A 17,514-nucleotide genomic window follows, 5' to 3' on the forward strand; every position below is an offset into this window, starting at 1 on the left:
CCGGCGAGGCAAACCACCTTCAATCCGACACCGATGTCATCGACAAAACTGGAGCAACCATTGCCGTATCCCTTGCTTGAGCCTTGACCAATACGGCAGCCGCCGTTCGGGATCATGACTGGAGTTCGAGGTTGAGTCGCCGCGTGTAGTGGTCTCGTCGGGCTCGTGCTTGATGGCGTCACCGCCGTCGTGACCAGCCCAAACGGTGGGCGCCATCGCTGAACGGACGGATGAGGGAGTGTTGATCAGACGGCGAACTTCGGTTGACGGTCAGTTTGATCAAATCGCTGTGCAGGGGTCGGCGGCGGTGCAGATCGCCAGGATGGCGAGACCGGGCAGGGCGAGGATCGTCGAGCGGTGCCCGGAGTCCCAGCGGCGGACCTGGCGCTAGTCCAGGCCGACCTGACCCTCGGCGGCTTGGAACGCTTCCTCGACGGCCCAGCGGATCCCGGCCACTCGGACACGCTGGGCGAGAGTGGCCAGCAGCGGTGGAAGGCCAGTTCCCCTGTGGTGGTTCAGGGCTATTGCGTAGTCGGGCTGCTCCTGGTCACAGCACCGATCAGGTAGATGGAGCGGCGGTTGGCGCGGGCGATGTTGGTTTCGCCGTTGCTGCGGTGGTACCCGATCGAGGTGTTACGGAGCGTGGCGAAGACGGCGGGTCCGATGCCGGTGCTGGTGTCGTAGGCCGACGGCAGTGGACCTGACGCCCGTCGGGTGAGTGGGCACCGTGTTCGACCTTGCCGTCGACGGCGATCACAACCGGCGTCGCCCCGTCCTACATGAACCCCAACCTGCACGAAATCCCAGCTCAACCGCTCTTCAAACGACTACGCAGCAGCCCTGGTGGTGGTACTGCATCCTGATCAGGAAACTGTGTCGGCCGTCGTCGGGATCGGCGCCCGTGGCGACCTGATCGAGCCAGGCCCAGTCCATCCTCCGGAACCAGCGGTATCCCAAAAGGCGGCTGCCGTACTAAGATCGAGTGAAGACTATGCCGCTCGCGATCCGCACGCGGATCACGAGTAACGAACGGAAACACGGGGGGACTCTTGCACTTTCAATTTCTTGGCCCGCTGGCCATCAAGTTGGGCTCATCTTCGGTACATCTTTCGGGTGAGAGGAATCGTGCGCTGTTCGCTGCGATCCTGATCGACGCCAACCGCGCGGTATCCATTGATCGGCTGATCGACGTCGTATGGGGAGAGAATCCTCCGGTGACTGCTCGCCAGCAAATTCAGAATCGTGTCGGCAAGTTGCGCTCGTTCCTGCTGCACGGCAGCTCCGCGCAGCGCATTGTACGACACGGCAGCAGCTATATTTTGGAGGTCTCCGACGATAGGGTCGACGGCTTACGCTTCGCGAGCATCTGTGCCGAGGCCGCAGCCGCTCGAAGAAACCAGGAACTGGAGCGGGCGTCTGGGCTGCTGCGACACAGCCTCACGCTCTGGCGAGGAAGCGCCATCCAGGACGTTGACTCGCCCGCCCTCCGGGCCGACGTCACACGCTGGGAAGAAGCACGGCTTCGCGCGGTCGAAGATCTGGTGGACATCAATTTCGCCCGCGGCAAGCAACTCGAAATGATTTCTGGCCTGCACGCTTGGGTCACCGTCTACCCGTACCACGAGGGCCTACACTGCCGACTTGCCGAAGCCTTGTACAGGGCCACACGTACCGCAGAATCCCTGGCGGTTCTACGCGGCTTGCAAACGCGCCTCGGTGACGAGTTGGGAATTCGACCGACCCCCGCCGTCACCCAGTTGGAGCGTCATATCCTGGGCGAGGGCGAGGAGAACCTAGCGGACGATCCCCGGCCCGTGCGGATGGACCGGCAGGCCACGGAGGCGCTCCGCCAAGCCCTGACCGAGACAACCAAGGCACTGGCGATCCTGGCTGCGGCCCTAACTTGAGTTTGGCGCCAACGAGGGCCCGTCCAGGTCACGTCCACGCTGGTGGTGTAAGAGACGGCCACCGCTGGATCCGGTTTGATGTTATGCGGCGATCGGGGTCGGGTCGGGCTGGTCGCTGACGTGTTGGTCTGGCTGGGCGGTGATCATTCGGGCTTTGCCGAGGAGTTCGCGGCCCATGTAGCGGCGTCCTTCGGTCCATTCGTCGGTCTGTTCGGCTAGGGCGGCGCCGACGAGCCGGATGATCGCCGGCCGGTTCGGAAGATCCCGACTACATCAGTGCGACGGCGGGCATCGGCGAGGTGGTCGGCGGCGGTGGGGAACTTCGCTTCGATGGTGGTCACGACCCGGTCGAACTGGCCCGGACGGCGTCGGCGTCGGGCTGGTCGAAGACCGTGCGTACCAGGGTCGCGATCCAGGGCTGCGCCGACTTGGGGACCTTCGTGAGGAGGTTACGCAGGTAGTGGGTGCGGCATCGTGCCAGGCCGCGCCAGCAGGGCGGTGCCGATCGCCGCGACGAGGCTGCGGTGGGCATCGGAGATGACCAGGTTCACGCCCGGACAGGCCGCGGGCGGTCAGGCTGCGTAGGAACGCCAGCCATCCGGCCCCGCCCTCGTCGGAGGCGACGTCCAGGCCGAGGACTTCACGCTGTCGGCGTTGACCCCGACGGCGACCAGCGCGTGGACGTTGACCGTCCGCCCGTGCTCGCGGACCTTCATCATCAACGCGGCCATCCACACAAACGGGTAATGGGCGGCGTCGAGGGGCCGGTTGCGGAACACCACCACGACCCGTCAGGAGCTACTACACGAGCGGGGCCGTAGCGGTTTCGCTGGCTCCTTCTACCGGCAAGCGACTGGATTCTGCGGGACGAGGTTTTCAGGGGTTAATCCGGCGTTTGTTGCGTCATCCGGCGCATGCGGCGCAGCGCTCACCGCCGGTGATGGGAGGAAAAATCCGGTTTCCCCTTCTGGCCCAGCCCGTCGGCGACAGAAAGGCGAACGGCGACCGGTCCGGTCGCCGTTCGCGGTACGTTTGATGCCTGCCTACTCCCGTGAGCGGGGCCCTGCCGTAGGTAGAACGCCGCCGCCGCCCGGCCGAGGACCGTTCGGGTTACCGGGGTTACCGGGGTTACCGGGGTTGCCTGGCGTTCCGGGGGTCTGCTGGCAGAAGATGTCCATCGGGTTGCAAGTCGGCGGGGTTGGCTGGGTCGGCTCGGGCGGTGCCGTGCCGTTGCCGGCATCTGGGTCGCCCATCCCGGTGGCCGACGGCAGGCTCTTCTTGTCCTCGCCGTCCAGCGCGGCGTTCATGTACCGCTGCCAGATGGCGCCGGGCAGCTTGGAGCCGCCGATGTCCGCGCCATCCTTGTCGATGATCTGCGGCTTCTTCGGGTCGAGGCTGCCCACCCAGACGGCGGTGGCGAGCTGCGGGGTGTACCCGACCATCCAGGCGTGCGCGTTGCGCTCGCTGTTGTTGTGCTCCCAGGTACCGGTCTTACCCGCCGCCTCACGGCCGCTCTCCAGCGCCCGTTTGTTGGGGCCGGGGATCTGCTTGAGGACGCCGGTGACCTCCTTGGCGACGTCCGCTCGGATCCGCTGCTGGGACTTGAGCTTCTCGCCGGCGAGGACCTCCCACTTGCCGGTGTCGACGTTCTGCTTCTCGACCTTCAACACGAAGTGGGCCTTGTTGTACTTACCGTCGTTCGCGAGCGTGGCGAGGCCGTTGGCGTGGTCCAGCACCGTGATCGGGTACTGACCGTAGCCGACCACGTTGTCGAACTTCTTTGGGGCGAGGTCTTTCGAGTCGTTCTTGGCCAGGTCATACGCCATGGGCGGGGCGACCGTCCACATCGTGTTCACTCCGGCCTGCTTCGCCATGTCCAGCACGGCCGAGGGCTTGATCTTCGCGGTGAGGTGGAAGAACGGCACGTTGTACGACTGGATTGTCGAGAACTCCAGCGTGCACCATTTACCGCAGGTCTGGCTCACGTCTCGACCGGCATTCTGCACCCGGTAGTCGGAGCCCTTGGGCGTGAACGGGGTGGCGTCCCAGTGCGACTTCACCGAGATGCCGGCGTTCACGGCTGCCGCCAGCGTGTAGACCTTGAACGACGAGCCGGGCGGATGTCCACCGACGAGGTCACCATTCTCGTTAGTGTTCTTGCCTGCGTAGTCAAAGCCCGCCCCGGTGTCGCCACCGTAGTAGGCGAGCACTCGGCCGGTTGCCGGTTCGATCGACACCACCGCCGCCATCAGGTTCTTCGGCTGGTCGATGAGCTCGGATTTCTTCTTGCGCATCGCGGTGTTCTCCGCGGCGGTCTGGAGCTTCGGGTCGATCGTGGTCTGGATCCGGTAGCCGCCCTCGCGCAGCGCTTCGACGCAGCTGACCTTGCCGTCCGCCTTGGAATTGGTGCAGAGCCCCCACTGCTCCATTTCCTCGCGGACGTAGTTGATCACGTTGCCGCGGGGGGTCTGCACGCCGAACGCGGCCGAGCCGGCGTCCTTCGGGCTGAGCGTCTTCGGGTACTGCGCGTCGGTCGGCCGGTTCGGCCGGTTCGGCGCGTTGAGCCAGCCCTCGGTCACCATGCCGTCGAGCACATACGCCCACCGCGACCGGGCATCGACCGGGTTGACCGCCGGGTCGTAGCCCTTGTGGGTGTCGCTGGCGACCGGCTGCTTGATCAACGCGGCGAGCACCGCGGCCTGGGCCACGGTGAGCTTCTTGGTCTGCACCCCGAAGTAGGTCTGCGCCGCCGCCTCGATGCCGTACGCGCCCCGCCCGAAGTAGATGACGTTGAGGTAGTGCTCCATGATCTCGGCCTTGGTGTAATCCTCGCTGAGCTTGGAGGCGAGGATTCCCTCCTTGACCTTCCGGGCGTACGTGTCGTCCTTCAGGCTCGCGTAGGCGTTGCGGGCGTACTGCTGGGTGATCGTCGAGGCGCCCTGCTTGTCGTTACCGGAGAGGTTGTTCCAGGCGGCCCGGGCGATGCCCTTGTAGTCCACTCCGGAGTGCCGGTAAAAGTTGCGGTCCTCGGCTGCGGCAACCGCGTGCTGCACGGGCTCGGGGATCTCGGCGATCTTGACGAGCTGGCGGTTCTGGTCGCCGAGCTTGGCCAGCACCGTCTTCTTGTCCTTGGCGTACACGGTGGTGGAGAGCGGCAGCGGCAACTGCTCGGGCAGCACCACCGTGGTGGAGTAGTAGGTGAACCCGACGACGCCGAGACCGGCCAGCATGATCAACACGGCGAAGCCGGCGATCAGCGTGTTGACCCGACGGCGTTTCTTCGCCCGCGCGATCGCATTCGGGTCGCCGGCGCCACGACCACCACGACCGCCACGAACGCCCCCACCCGGGCCGGTCGGCCCGCCAGGGCCACCAGCACCACCAGCACCACCGCCGCCGGGAACCGAGGCCACCCCGGCCCGGCCGACGGTGGCCCGGCCGGCGAGCCCGCCCACGCCTGCGGAGCCGACGCTCGCCCGCCCGGCGGAGCCGACCCCGCCCGGGGCGCGCCCGGCCGGAGCACCACCGGGTGCCGGCGGGACGGGCACCGAGGCCCGGCCCGCGCCGGGCCGCCCGGCGGCCGGTGCGCCGGCGGCAGGGGGAACCGGCACCGAGGCCCGGCCCGCGCCCGCGCGCCCGACCGAGGCGGAGCCTCCTTGGCGCGGCGGCACGGGTGCCGAGCCGCCCGCCGGGGGCCGGGGCGTGGCGGAGCCACGGCCGGCCGGTGCCGTACCCTCTGGGGACCAGCCGTTGCCGCCGGCGTCGGCGCGGCGGTATGTATCGCCCGTCCCCGAGTCGCCGTTGGCGCCGGGGATCTGGGCCCGCCCGCGCGAGGAGCTGGGATCGCCGTACGAGTTCATTCCTCACACCCTGCCGGTCGCGGTGGGACGCGAACGCGCCGCCACCGGGTTGCCGTGAGCTGAAACACGCGACGTCCCCGCCCGAGCGCGTCGGGTCGGGGTCGCTATTTCCGGATCAATCGGGCCAAAGAGCTGTCGGTCGTCCCGTCTTCTCCACGCCGGGCCGACCGAGTCAGCAGGGTTCACCGTTGCGCCTCTCGCCTCCGCCTGGCAGCCGGGGCGCCCACGGCCGAGGCGGCCGTGCCGCCCACCGCGCCCTGCTCCGCCCCGCCCTCTGTGTCACCGGCCAACCCGTCCCGCCCGAGCAGGAACTGCTCGACGAGGTGGTTCCAGTCGCAGCCGAGGCACACCTCCACCACGAAGACCTGGAACTCACGCAGCGTCATCGCCAGGACGGGCAACTCGACCAGAGTACGCGCCTGCCCGGCGGACTGCTTGAGCTCGTCCCCGTAAATGTAGTGGACGCGGGTGAGGTTCTCGCTGCGGCAGATCGGGCAGCGGTCCTCGGTCGGCTCCCCATGGAACCGAGCGGCACTCTTGAGGTACGGCGACGCGTCGCAGACGTCGTACGTGCCGATCCCGCCGGCGAGGAGTTCACGCAGTACCGCCCGCTTCCGGAGCGAGTAGTCGACCACCTGGCGCTGCGTACGCATGCGGAGAAGGGTACGCGGTCCGGCCCGACGGGGCGACCACCGTCACAGTCCGTGGCCCAGAAACTCGCTGTGGGGGTTTGCCCTGACGATTGGTCAGAGGCTAACGTGCGATGTATCGGTCCGATACATCGCGGTGGTTACGCCCACGCGCCGGGGGTAAGAAGGGGTGGCCCGTGCTCGAGCTCGCCATCCTCGGTCTCCTTCAGGAGTCCCCGATGCACGGCTACGAACTCCGCAAGGAGCTCGCGGCCAAGTTGGGTGCGATCCGGGCGGCGATCAGCTACGGCTCGCTCTACCCGACCCTGCGCAGGTTGCAGGCGGCGGGATGGATCACCGAAGCCGCCGAGACACCCGCGACGGCCGAGGAGGTTCCCGCGCTGACCACCCGACGAGGTCGGGTGGTCTACAAGATCACCGCGGAGGGCAAGGAACGCTTCGCCCAGCTCATAGGGCAGGCCGGCCCCGAGACGTACGACGACACGGGCTTCGGTGTGCACTTCGCGTTCTTCGCCCGCACTGACCAGGCGACCCGCCTTCGCATCCTGGAGGGTCGCCGCCGAAAGATCGAGGAACGTCGCGAAGGGCTTCGCGACGTGCTGGGCCGGGCGGCCGAGCGCCTCGACGCGTACACCCTGGAACTGCAACGCCACGGCCTCGACGCCTGTGAGCGCGAGGTCCGCTGGCTGGAGGAGCTCATCGCCAACGAGCGCTCCGGCCGTGCCCCGATGGTCCCGCAAGCGGGGACGGTCGGCGGCCGACGAGATAACGACAGCCCGCCTCCGCCTGGTGAGTCCAGGAAAGAGCGGCCGTGATGAAGAAGAAGGAGGCAGACGCTATGGGCTCCGTCCGCGTCGCCATCGTCGGTGTGGGAAACTGCGCCTCGTCCCTCGTACAGGGCGTGGAGTACTACCGCAACGCCGACCCGAACGACCGCGTCCCGGGTCTCATGCACGTCACCTTCGGCGAATACCACGTTTCCGACGTCGAGTTCGTGGCGGCGTTCGACGTGGACGCCAAGAAGGTCGGCATGGACCTCGCGGAGGCGATCGTCGCCAGCGAGAACAACACCATCAAGCTCTGCGACGTGCCGCCGACCGGCATCAGCGTGCAGCGCGGCCCTACCTTCGACAGCCTGGGGCAGTACTACCGCGAGATCATCGAGGAGTCGGACGCCCCGGCGGTCGACGTGACGCAGGCGCTGCGCGACGCACAGGTCGACGTCGTCGTCTGCTACCTGCCGGTCGGTTCCGAGCAGGCCGCCAAGTTCTACGCCCAGGCAGCGATCGATGCCGGCTGCGCGTTCGTCAACGCCCTGCCGGTCTTCATCGCCTCCGACCCCGCGTGGGCGCAGAAGTTCACCGACGCGGGCCTGCCGATCGTCGGCGACGACATCAAGAGCCAGGTCGGCGCCACCATCGTGCACCGCGCCCTGGCGAAGCTCTTCGAGGACCGCGGGGTGGAGCTGCTGCGCACGTACCAGCTCAACTTCGGCGGCAACATGGACTTCATGAACATGCTGGAGCGCACCCGGCTGGTCTCGAAGAAGATCTCGAAGACCCAGTCGGTCACGTCCCAGATCCCGCACGAGATGAGCAAGAGCGACGTGCACATCGGCCCGTCGGACCACGTGCCGTGGCTCGACGACCGCAAGTGGGCGTACATCCGTCTGGAGGGTCGTTCCTTCGGCGACACCCCGCTCAACGCCGAGCTCAAGCTCGAGGTGTGGGACTCGCCGAACTCGGCCGGCGTCATCATCGACGCCGTCCGGGCCGCGAAGATCGCGCTGGACCGGAAGATCGGCGGCCCGATCATGTCGGCCTCGTCGTACTTCATGAAGTCCCCGCCGGTGCAGTACTCCGACCACGACGCGCACGCCGCCGTCGAGGCGTTCATCAAGGGCGAGGGCGAGCGCTGACCCGCTGACCACCAGCAGCACCGTGAGGGCCGGGTCCGTCGGGACCCGGCCCTCACGCTTCGCGCCGGCCACCGCCCTTCCCCCTCCGGCACGGCGATAAGGAGCAACCTGTGGACTCTGCGCAGATCGTCGCCCAGCTCGCGTACGAGGCCCGCGACACCCCGTACTCGGTGACCCCCGTCCCGGGCGGCGCACGGGTCGGGCTGAAAGTGGCCGATATGCGCTGGCACACCCTGTTCCACCGCAGCGGGCTCACCGTCGAGCACGCCGTCGAGCTGCGGTTCGACGACGCGAACCGGATCTACACCCGGCAGCAGGAGAACCGGAGGCTGAGCTACCGGTTCGGCATCGACGGGCGGGTGGTCGGGGCGTCCCTGAGCGCGAGCGTCTTCAAGGGCACCCAGATCAGCTTCGGGCACGGCGCGGTCGTCGGCCGGCACGACGACGGCAGCCTGGTACGCAGCTACCGGTTCGACTCCCGAGAGCTGACCACGTTCGTGGACTCGGTGCTCGTCCCGTCCGGTTGGAAGCGGGCCATGGATCGGAGCACGAAGATCGGGTTGGTCGCGGGAATCGCGGGAGGTGGGTTCGCCGTGCTGACGCTGATCGGCCTGGGCGTCGCGGTCCTCGTCACGGGCTGAGCCGCCGGATCGACCCGCCGGCCCGCCGGTCACGACCAGGCGCGTTGCAGGGCGACCCGGGCCTCCAGCTCCAGCAGCGTCACCTTGCGCGGCAGGCCGCCACCGAAGCCGACCAGCTTCGCCCCCGCGCCGACGATCCGATGGCAGGGCACGATCACCGGGATCGGGTTGCGGTTGCAGGCCACCCCGACCGCCCGCGCCGCGCCCGGCTCCCCCACAGCCTTGGCCACCGCGCCGTAGGTGACCATCTCCCCGTACGGGATGCGGGTCATCTCCCGCCACACCGCGCGCTCGAAGTCGGAGCCCCGGCGCACCGCCACCGGCACCGTGAACTCGGTCAGCTCGCCAACGAAGTAGGCCCGCAGCTCCGCCACGGCCCGCCCGGACAGCTCGTCGGCGGGCGTCTCGACCGCCGACTCCATCCGGCCGAAGTGCGTGCCGCACACCCCGTCGTCGTCGGTGGCCACGGAGAACTCGCCGATCGGGGAGTCGAGCACGGTCCAGCGCACACCCCCATTCTTCCCTCCCGGTCCGACCCGGCCGCGATCCGGCTCTCCGGACAGGCAAGATTCCGGCTCCGGTGGGCGTCTTGAGCATCGGAGGTGGGCGGTGACTGAGGTGACCGACGGGGAGTTCACCGCGTTCGTCAACGAGCGGGGCGCGGTCCTGCTGCGCTTCGCGTACGTCCTGGCCGGCAGCCAGCACGGCGCGGAGGACCTGCTCCAGAACGCGCTGGCCAAGGCGTACGCGCGCTGGCCGCGGATCCGGGGCGACGCCGAGCCGTATGTGAAGAAGATCCTCTACCACGACCAGGTCTCCGGGTGGCGGCGCCGCGCCCGGCGGCCCGAGGTGCCGGTCGACGTGCTGCCCGAGCGGAGTGGCCCCGTCTCCGCCGGCGGTGCCCGTGTCCCATCGCCTCCACCGGGTGCCCCGCCACCGTATCCACCGGGCGTGAGCCACGGATGACCTTGCACGGCGTCGATACTGTGCTGTTCATGGCCTCGGGGACGCTCATCTTCCTGATCATCGGCGGGGCCGGCGTCGCCGTGCTGGCGCTGGCCCTGCTCGGCACCGAGCTGTTCCAGTTCGGCCACCCCGGCGTCGACGGGCCGGTCTCCACCGAGGCGGTCGCCGGGTTCACCGGTGCGTTCGGCTTCGGCGCCGCGATCGTCAACGAGCTGGTCGGCGGGCGTACCCTTGGGGCGACCGTGGCGGCCGTGGCCGGTGGCGTGCTCGCGGCGGTGCCCACGGCCTGGGTCGCTGTCCGGCTCACCCGGGCCGCCCGCACCATGCGGACCGACCCCACCCCCACCCGCAATGATCTGGTCGGCGCGCTCGGCCTGGTGGTGACCCCGGTGCCGGTCGACGGCTACGGCGAGGTGCGGGTCCGCGTCGCCGGCCAGCCGGTCAAGCTCAACGCCCGCGCCGACGTCCCGATCCCGGTGGGCGCCCAGGTCTTCGTCGTGGCGGCCCTGAGCGACACCAGCGTGCACGTCGAGACCTACTGAACCCCTCCTCCCCCGCAGAGACGGAAGTCACATGGCACTTCTCATCGCCATCGGCGGCGTGGTCCTCCTCGTCGTCGTCCTCGTCCTCTTCGTGCTCTCCCGGATCAAGGTCGCCGGGCCCAACGAGGCATTCATCGTCACCGGCCGCAAGGGCCGGACCACGCAGAACGCCGACGGTGGCCGGTCCACCGACAACTCCGGGCAGAAGGTCGTCCTCGGTGCGTCGGTCTTCGTCCTGCCGGTAGTGCAGAAGATCCAGTCGCTGGACCTCTCCAGCCGCCGCATCGACGTCGGGATCAAGGGCGCGGTGAGCAAGCAGGGCATCCGGGCCGACCTGCACGGCGTCGCCATCGTCAAGGTCGGCGGCACCGAGGACGCGATCCGCGCCGCCGCCCAGCGCTTCCTGCACCAGCAGGACGAGATCGACAACTTCACCCGCGAGGTGCTGGCCGGTGCGCTGCGCTCGATCGTCGGCCGGCTCACCATCGAGGAGGTCATCCGAGACCGGGCCGCGTTCGCCAGCGCGGTGGCTGAGGAGGCCGAGCACTCGATGACCAACCAGGGCCTGGTGCTGGACACCTTCCAGCTCCAGGACATCGTGGCCGAGGGGTCATACCTGCGGGACCTGGGGCGCCCGGAGGCGGCCCGGGTGCTCAAGGACGCCTCGATCGCCGAGGCCCGGGCCCGGCAGCAGGCCGAGCAGGAACGGCTGCTGGCCGAGGAGGCCATCGCCATGGCGAACCGGAACCTCTCGCTGAAGCAGGCTGGTATCCAGGCGGAGATCGACGCGGCGAAGGCGAAGTCGGCGGCGGCCGGCCCGCTCGCCCAGGCCGAACGGGACCAGGCGATCCTCTCCGAGCAGCAGAAGGTGGCCGAGCGCAATGCCGAGCTGAAGCAGCGGCAACTCGACACCGAGGTACGCAAGCCCGCCGACGCCGCCCGGTACAAGGTGGAGCAGGAGGCCGAGGCGGCCCGCAATGCGGCCGTGCTGCACGCCGACGCGCAGCGTCAGTCCGTCATCGCCGCCGCCCAGGCCTCCGCCGAGCAGGCGCGGCTCACCGGTGAGGGCGAGCGGGCCCGCCGGGCCGCGCTGGCCGAGGCCAACGCGATCGAGGGCGCCAAGGAGGGTGAGGCCGAGCAGCGTCGGCGCTCCGCGATCGCCGAGGCGGTCGAGCGGGAGGGACAGGCCGAGGCCGCGGCCATCCTGGCCAAGGGCCAGGCCGAGGCCGACGCGATGGCCCGCAAGGCCGAGGCGTTCGCCACGTACGGCGAGGCGGCGGTGCTGGACCTGCTGGTCCGGGTGCTGCCGCAGGTGGTCGAGGCGGCCAGCGCGCCGATCGGCGCGATCGACAAGATGACGGTGATCTCCACCGACGGGGCGTCCTCGCTGACGAAGTCGGTGGCGAGCAACGTGGCGCAGGGGCTCCAACTCGGCACCGACCTGACCGGCATCGACCTGGCCAGCCTGCTCGGCAACCTCAGCGCCGCCCGATCCAGCGGCACCACCAAGCCCGCCGTCGACGCCTGACGTGCTAGGCGGGGCCCCCTGTTAACGGATTCCGTTGTACAGGGGGCCCTTCCTAACGCTCAGGTCGGCGTACCACCCTGCTCGCGGGCCCAGCGCAGCAACTCCGCCTCGGCCTCGTCGCGGTCCAGCGGGCCGCGCTCCAGGCGAAGCTCCTTGAGGTGCTTCCAGGCCTGGCCGACGATTGGCCCCGGCGGCACCCCGAGCAGTTCCATGATCGCGTTGCCGTCCAGGTCGGGGCGGACCCGGGCCAGGTCCTCCTCGGCCGCGATCCGGGCGATCCGCTCCTCCAGCGCGTCGTAGTCCGCCGACAGAGCGGCCGCCTTGCGCCGGTTGCGGGTGGTGCAGTCCGAGCGGGTCAGCTTGTGCAGCCGGGGCAGCAGGTCTTCGGCATCGGTGACGTACCGCCGCACCGCCGAGTCCGTCCACTCGCCCCGGCCGTACCCGTAGAAGCGCAGGTGCAGACCGACCAGCTTGACCACCTGCGTGGTGACGTCCTTCGGGTACTTCATGGCCTTCATCCGGGCCTTGGTCAGCCGGGCACCGACCACCTCGTGGTGGTGGAAACTGACCCGGCCATCCGTCCCGACCGCCTTGGTGCCCGGCTTGCCGACGTCGTGCATCAGCGCGGCCATCCGCAGGACGAAGTCACAACCGTCGGTCTCGTACGACACGGCGTTGCTGACCACGGTGAGCGTGTGCTCGTAGACGTCCTTGTGCTGGGCGTGCTCGTCGATCTCCAGCTTCAGCCCGGTCAGCTCGGGCAGGAAGCGGTCGGCCAGGCCGGTGTCGACCAGCAGCCGCAGCCCGGTGATCGGGTCCACCCCGCAGAGCAGCTTGGTGAACTCGTCGCGGATCCGCTCGGCGGTGATCCGGTCGAGGTCCGCGGCCATCCGGATCATCGCGGCGCGCACGTCCGGGTGGACGGCGAAGCGGAGCTGGGCGGCGAACCGGGCCGCCCGCAGCATCCGCAGCGGGTCGTCGCCGAACGAGTCCGCGGGGGTGCCGGGGGTGCGGATCACCTTGGCGGCAAGGTCGTCGAGGCCGCCGTGCGGGTCGGTGAACCGGTGGTCGGGCAGGCTGACCGCCATCGCGTTGATCGTGAAGTCGCGGCGCTTCAGGTCGTCGGCGAGGTTGGTGCCGTACTCGACGATCGGGTTCCGGCTCACCTGGTCGTACGCCTCGGCGCGGAAGGTGGTGACCTCCAGCCGCAGCCCGTCACGCTGGCAGCCAATGGTGCCGAACTCGCGGCCGGTCTCCCAGATCGACTCGGCCCAGCCCTTGATGATCCGCAGGGTCTGCTCGGGGTGGGCGTCGGTGCAGAAGTCCAGGTCATCGCCGAGCCGGCCGAGCAGGGCATCGCGTACCGAACCCCCCACCAGGTGCAGCTCGTGGCCAGCCTTGGCGAACCGGCGGCCCAGTTCGTCGGCGACCGGGGAGACGCGGAGCAGTTCGGCGACGGCGTTGCGCTGCGCAGCGGTGAGCTCACGGCGGTCGGCGGCGTGGGGAACGGAGGCTTCGGACATGGGAGCGCCAGCCTATCGGGCCGGATCGGGAACTGATCCGCCGGGCGCGGGTATGCGGGGGGAGTTGACTATGGTCATGAGGTGCGGGCCGGTGTCCGGCTCCGACGTACCCCTTGGAGGCTGGAAGATGAGCGGCGGTCTCTACCGCAGCGCGAACGCCGCGCAGGGCGGCGACCGGCTGCCCGGTGACGACGCCACCTTCATCTCGGCGGAGCCGCTGAACCAGCCCGCCGTGGAGGCCACCGCGCCGCCGCAGGAGGTCGTGGCGGAGACCAGCGCCGCCACCAACAGCGCGGTGATGGCGGCGGGCAGCCTGGTCAGCCGGGGCACGGGATTCATCCGCAACCTGATGATCGGTGCCGCGCTCGGTGGTGGTCTGATCGGCAACGCGTACACCACCGCCCAGTTCCTTCCGAACCAGGTATACGAGTTCCTGCTCGGCGGGGTGCTGACCAGCGTGCTGATCCCGGTGTTGGTCCGCCGGCGCAAGGCCGACCCGGACCGCGGCGAGGCGTACGCGCAGCGGCTGCTCACCCTGGCGGTGCTCGCCCTCGCCGCCGCCGCGCTGCTCGCGATGGCCAGCGCGCCGGTGTTGACCGCCCTGTATGCCAGCGGCAAGGACGGGGCATACACCGGCCTGGTCAACAATCTGTCCTACCTGATGCTGCCGATGCTCTTCTTCACCGGCGTAAGCGCATTGATCGCCGCGGTGCTGAACACCCGGGGGCACTTCGCCGCGCCGATGTGGGCGCCGATCCTGAACAATCTGGTGGTCATCGGCACCTGTGGGCTCTACATCGCGGTCTACGGCGCGAAGCTGCTTCCGCCGGCCGAGATGGGGGCCGGCCGGATCCTGCTGATCGGCGGCGGCACCCTGCTGGGTGTGGCGGTGCAGGCCGGCGGCCTGCTGCCGGCACTGCGCAAGGTGGGCTTCCGGTGGAAGTGGCGGTTCGACTTCCGCGCGCTGGGGCTACGCGAGCTGGCGAAGCTCGGGGCCTGGATGTTCTGCTACGTCGCGGTCAACCAGCTCGGCCTGTTCGTGGTGGTCAACCTACTCACCCGGGCCGCCGGCGACGACAACGCCGGCATCCTGATCTACAACAACGTCTTCCTGCTGCTGATGATGGCGCACGGCATCATCGCCGTCTCGATCATCACCGCGTTGATGCCCCGAATGAGCGCCGCCGCCGCCGACGGGCGATACCGCGATGTGACCGATGACCTGTCCCGGGGCACCCGGATGGTGACCGCAGTACTCGCCCCGATCGCGGTCTGCTACGCGGTGCTGGCCGGCCCCATCTCGGTGGTGGTGTTCCGCTACGGCGCGTTCACCGGCGAGAACGCCACCGCCACCTCCACCGTGCTGCTGGTCGCCGCGCTGGGGCTGGTCCCCTTCGCGATCAGCCAACTCTTCACCTTCGCCTTCTACGCCCTTCCGGACACCCGAACCCCGGCGCTGGTCAACATCCCGGTGGTGATCCTGCGGGTGCTGCTCCAGGTGGGGCTCTTCGCCGCGTTCTCGGCCACCTTCGCCGCGGCCGGCATGATGCTCGGCAACGCCGTGTCGTACGTGGCGGCGGCGGTCATCTCCGCCATGCTGCTGCGACCGCGGGTCGGCCGGATCGGGCTCGGCGGGATCATGCGGACGATAGGCAAAGCCCTCGTCGCCGCGCTCGGTGCCGCCCTGGCCGGCTGGTTGGTGCTCAAGCTGCTGCCGGGCGACCCGACCGAGCTGACCTGGACGGCCGCCGCCGTCCGGCTCGTGGTCGGCGGCGCGGTCATCGGTGGGACCTACCTCGGGCTGGCCATGGTGCTGCGGATCGGGGAGATCACCGAGGTCGTCGGGATGGTCCGCCGCCGACTCGGCCGCTGAACGGGTCGCCTCGGCCCCGGCCGTAGTCTGCGCCACCGCCGGGCCGGCCCGGGCGCCACACAGCGTGACAGGGAATAACCCAGGCTGGGGATGAACCTGTGGATAACTCAGCGATTCACCGGTCAGCGACCGTAAGTGCCTGTGGACAACCAACCGAAAGGTTGAGCATGGGAGACCACTCGGTAGGGAATCCGGGCGGCAGCACCAGCCCCGCCACACCGGCGCGGCCCCTGCGACGACTACGTGCGGTCAACCTCTAGATTGGCTAGTACATGTGACAGCAACGCGGCTGACAACGGGCGTAACCGGACGGGCACCGCTTGTCCCGGCACCTCAGCCAGGTCCGGCGGGAAGATGACATGTCGGGGAAGCGGGCAACCCGGGTAAGGTCGCTCTCGGACGGGTACGGCTGACCCAGGCGCTCCGCGTCGACACTGTCGGCCGGGTCTCAACAGGCAGAGCGGGAAGCCACATGCCCAGCAGCGCGGGTCCATCGATCGACACGATCACCGAGGGAGGACGGGTGACCCAGGTCGGCGAGGGTCAGGAGGCGGAGGAGAGCGCTCCGCCGGTCATGACCTTCGGTGCTCCCACGGCCGGTGAGATCCTCGCCGAGCGGTACGAACTGGTCGAGCACATCAACAACGACAGCGCGGGCCGGCTCGTCTGGCGCGGGGTCGACGTCGTGCTACGCCGTCCCGTCGCGGTCGTGCTCCGCTATCCGGGCGGCGACTCGGCCACCGAGATGCTCCAGGGCGCCGTCGCGGCCAGCCGCGTGATCCACCCGAACCTGGTCGGCGTCTACGACGCGATCGACGAGGCCGATCGGGCGTACGTGGTCCGCGAGTGGGTGGACGGGCAGTCCCTGCGGGAGATGGTCACCGACGGCCCCCTCGACCCGGGCCGGACGACCGCGATCGGCAGCGCCGTGGCCAGCGCCCTGGCCGCCGTACACGGCACCGGCATGGTGCACGGCAACGTGCACCCCGGCACCGTGATGATCAGCGACGAGGGCCGGGTGGTTCTGGCCGACGCCCGGACCGACGGCACCGACAGCCAGGAAAGCGACGTCCGCTCCGTGGGCGGCGTCCTCTACTTCGCCCTGACCGGGCACTGGCCGCACGCTGAGGCCCCGCTGCGCGGCGCGACCGCCGGGCATGGCCGGGCTGCCATCTCGGACGCCGTCCGCGACGCCAGCGGCGCGATCGCCGCGCCCCGCCAGGTCCGGGCCGGTGTTCCCGCCTACCTCGACGACCTCACGATGGACCTGCTCGACTCCGGGATCGCCCCACCGCCGTCGGACGTGCTCGCGGCCGAGTTGGGCCGGCTCGACATCCCGATCGAGGAAGAGGCGTACCTGGAACCGGCCGGGCCGCTGCGCTTCGCCGCCGAGACCGGGGACGAGCCGTCGCCGCTGGCCTCGGTGGGCGGCCGGAAGGTCGCCGTCGGCATCGCCAGCCTGCTGGCAGTCGCCCTCGTCGGCCTTCTCATCGGCATCAGCGCCCTGGGCGGGGACGACAAGGACCCGCAGACCGAGCCGGTGGCCCAGCCGTCCAGCAGCGCCCCGGTCAGCGAGGCCACTCCCGCTGCGGCCAGCCCGCGCAAGCTGTCGGTGAGCGACGTACGCATCATCGACCCCGACAGCAAGCAACGCAGCGAGCTGGGCGGCGCCGAGAAGGTCATCGACGGCGACCAGGACAACGGCTGGGAGACCGAGACCTACCAGGGTCGCCCCAACTTCGGCAACCTGAAGCGGGGCATGGGCGTCTGGCTCGACCTCGGCGAGGAGCGCACGGTCAAGTCGGTGCAGGTGAGCCTCTCGGCCACCGGGGCGTCCGCCCAGCTCTTCGCCGGCACGACCGACCCGCCCTCCACCTCGGCCGGCGACAAATCGCTGTTCTTGAGCTACCAGAAGAGCCCGATCGGCCAGCCGTTCGAGGAGCACGACGGCACCACGATGACCTTCAACGGCTTCAACGCCGACACGAAGTACCGCTACCTGCTGTTCTGGATCACCGAACTGCCCCCGAGCGAGCGGGGCTACAAGCTCGGCGTCCAGGAGATCACGGTCCAGGGGTCGTGAACCGGGGGCCGGCACCGGGCCGC

12 protein-coding genes and 2 pseudogenes are annotated in these 17,514 nt (G+C 69.5%); 9 read left to right on the forward strand and 5 right to left on the reverse strand.

Annotated elements, in window-relative coordinates:
- Positions 1-1,049: 1,049 nt before the first annotated feature.
- Complete coding sequence (locus SNR22_RS20850; protein WP_320068307.1) at positions 1,050-1,907, forward strand: AfsR/SARP family transcriptional regulator; 858 nt, start codon at positions 1,050-1,052, stop codon at positions 1,905-1,907.
- Between the two features lie 81 nt (positions 1,908-1,988).
- On the opposite strand, the pseudogene SNR22_RS20855 reads toward SNR22_RS20850, so the two are convergent.
- The 3 genes and pseudogenes from SNR22_RS20855 to SNR22_RS20865 form a co-directional block, all read right to left on the reverse strand.
- Positions 1,989-2,692, reverse strand: a pseudogene (locus tag SNR22_RS20855) (transposase); the annotation flags it as partial.
- 258 nt (positions 2,693-2,950) lie between these two features.
- Positions 2,951-5,767 carry a transglycosylase domain-containing protein gene (locus tag SNR22_RS20860; RefSeq protein ID WP_320068308.1) on the reverse strand — a complete coding sequence of 939 codons (2,817 nt, stop codon included), beginning with the start codon at positions 5,765-5,767 and terminating at the stop codon, positions 2,951-2,953.
- A gap of 182 nt (positions 5,768-5,949) precedes the next feature.
- Complete coding sequence (locus SNR22_RS20865; RefSeq protein WP_320068309.1) at positions 5,950-6,420, reverse strand: DUF5318 domain-containing protein; 471 nt, start codon at positions 6,418-6,420, stop codon at positions 5,950-5,952.
- A 173-nt stretch (positions 6,421-6,593) separates the two neighbouring features.
- On the opposite strand from SNR22_RS20865, the gene SNR22_RS20870 reads away from it, so the two are divergent.
- The 3 genes from SNR22_RS20870 to SNR22_RS20880 all read left to right on the forward strand — a co-directional run bounded on the left by SNR22_RS20870 (position 6,594) and on the right by SNR22_RS20880 (position 8,976).
- A complete protein-coding gene (locus SNR22_RS20870) occupies positions 6,594-7,232 on the forward strand; it encodes a PadR family transcriptional regulator (RefSeq protein WP_320068310.1) in 639 nt (212 codons plus the stop codon).
- Between the two features lie 23 nt (positions 7,233-7,255).
- On the forward strand, positions 7,256-8,335 hold the full coding sequence (locus tag SNR22_RS20875; protein WP_320068397.1) for an inositol-3-phosphate synthase: 1,080 nt from the start codon (positions 7,256-7,258) through the stop codon (positions 8,333-8,335).
- 110 nt (positions 8,336-8,445) lie between these two features.
- Complete coding sequence (locus SNR22_RS20880) at positions 8,446-8,976, forward strand: hypothetical protein (protein WP_320068311.1); 531 nt, start codon at positions 8,446-8,448, stop codon at positions 8,974-8,976.
- A 29-nt stretch (positions 8,977-9,005) separates the two neighbouring features.
- Here the strand turns inward: SNR22_RS20880 and SNR22_RS20885 are convergent, their stop codons facing one another.
- Positions 9,006-9,485 (reverse strand): methylated-DNA--[protein]-cysteine S-methyltransferase, encoded by a 480-nt coding sequence (locus SNR22_RS20885; protein ID WP_320068312.1) that lies wholly within the window; start codon positions 9,483-9,485, stop codon positions 9,006-9,008.
- Between the two features lie 100 nt (positions 9,486-9,585).
- Between SNR22_RS20885 and SNR22_RS20890 the strand changes: the two are divergent.
- The 3 genes and pseudogenes from SNR22_RS20890 to SNR22_RS20900 all read left to right on the forward strand — a co-directional run.
- Positions 9,586-9,873: pseudogene (locus tag SNR22_RS20890) on the forward strand (sigma factor); the annotation flags it as partial.
- A gap of 65 nt (positions 9,874-9,938) precedes the next feature.
- Positions 9,939-10,484, forward strand: a complete 546-nt coding sequence (locus SNR22_RS20895) for a hypothetical protein (protein WP_320068313.1) — start codon at positions 9,939-9,941, stop codon at positions 10,482-10,484.
- A gap of 31 nt (positions 10,485-10,515) precedes the next feature.
- On the forward strand, positions 10,516-12,012 hold the full coding sequence (locus SNR22_RS20900; protein WP_320068314.1) for a flotillin family protein: 1,497 nt from the start codon (positions 10,516-10,518) through the stop codon (positions 12,010-12,012).
- Positions 12,013-12,071: 59 nt separating this feature from the next.
- On the opposite strand, the gene SNR22_RS20905 is transcribed toward SNR22_RS20900, so the two are convergent.
- Positions 12,072-13,535: a CCA tRNA nucleotidyltransferase gene (locus tag SNR22_RS20905; protein WP_320068315.1), complete on the reverse strand. Its 1,464-nt coding sequence runs from the start codon at positions 13,533-13,535 to the stop codon at positions 12,072-12,074.
- 127 nt (positions 13,536-13,662) lie between these two features.
- On the opposite strand from SNR22_RS20905, the gene murJ reads away from it, so the two are divergent.
- Together murJ and SNR22_RS20915 are read left to right on the forward strand one after the other, a co-directional pair.
- Complete coding sequence (murJ, locus tag SNR22_RS20910; protein WP_320068316.1) at positions 13,663-15,408, forward strand: murein biosynthesis integral membrane protein MurJ; 1,746 nt, start codon at positions 13,663-13,665, stop codon at positions 15,406-15,408.
- 472 nt (positions 15,409-15,880) lie between these two features.
- Positions 15,881-17,491: a protein kinase family protein gene (locus SNR22_RS20915; protein WP_320068317.1), complete on the forward strand. Its 1,611-nt coding sequence runs from the start codon at positions 15,881-15,883 to the stop codon at positions 17,489-17,491.
- Positions 17,492-17,514 lie beyond the last annotated feature (23 nt).

Origin of the sequence: Micromonospora sp. RTGN7 (assembly GCF_033804645.1) — a bacterium.
Lineage (GTDB): Bacteria > Actinomycetota > Actinomycetes > Mycobacteriales > Micromonosporaceae > Micromonospora.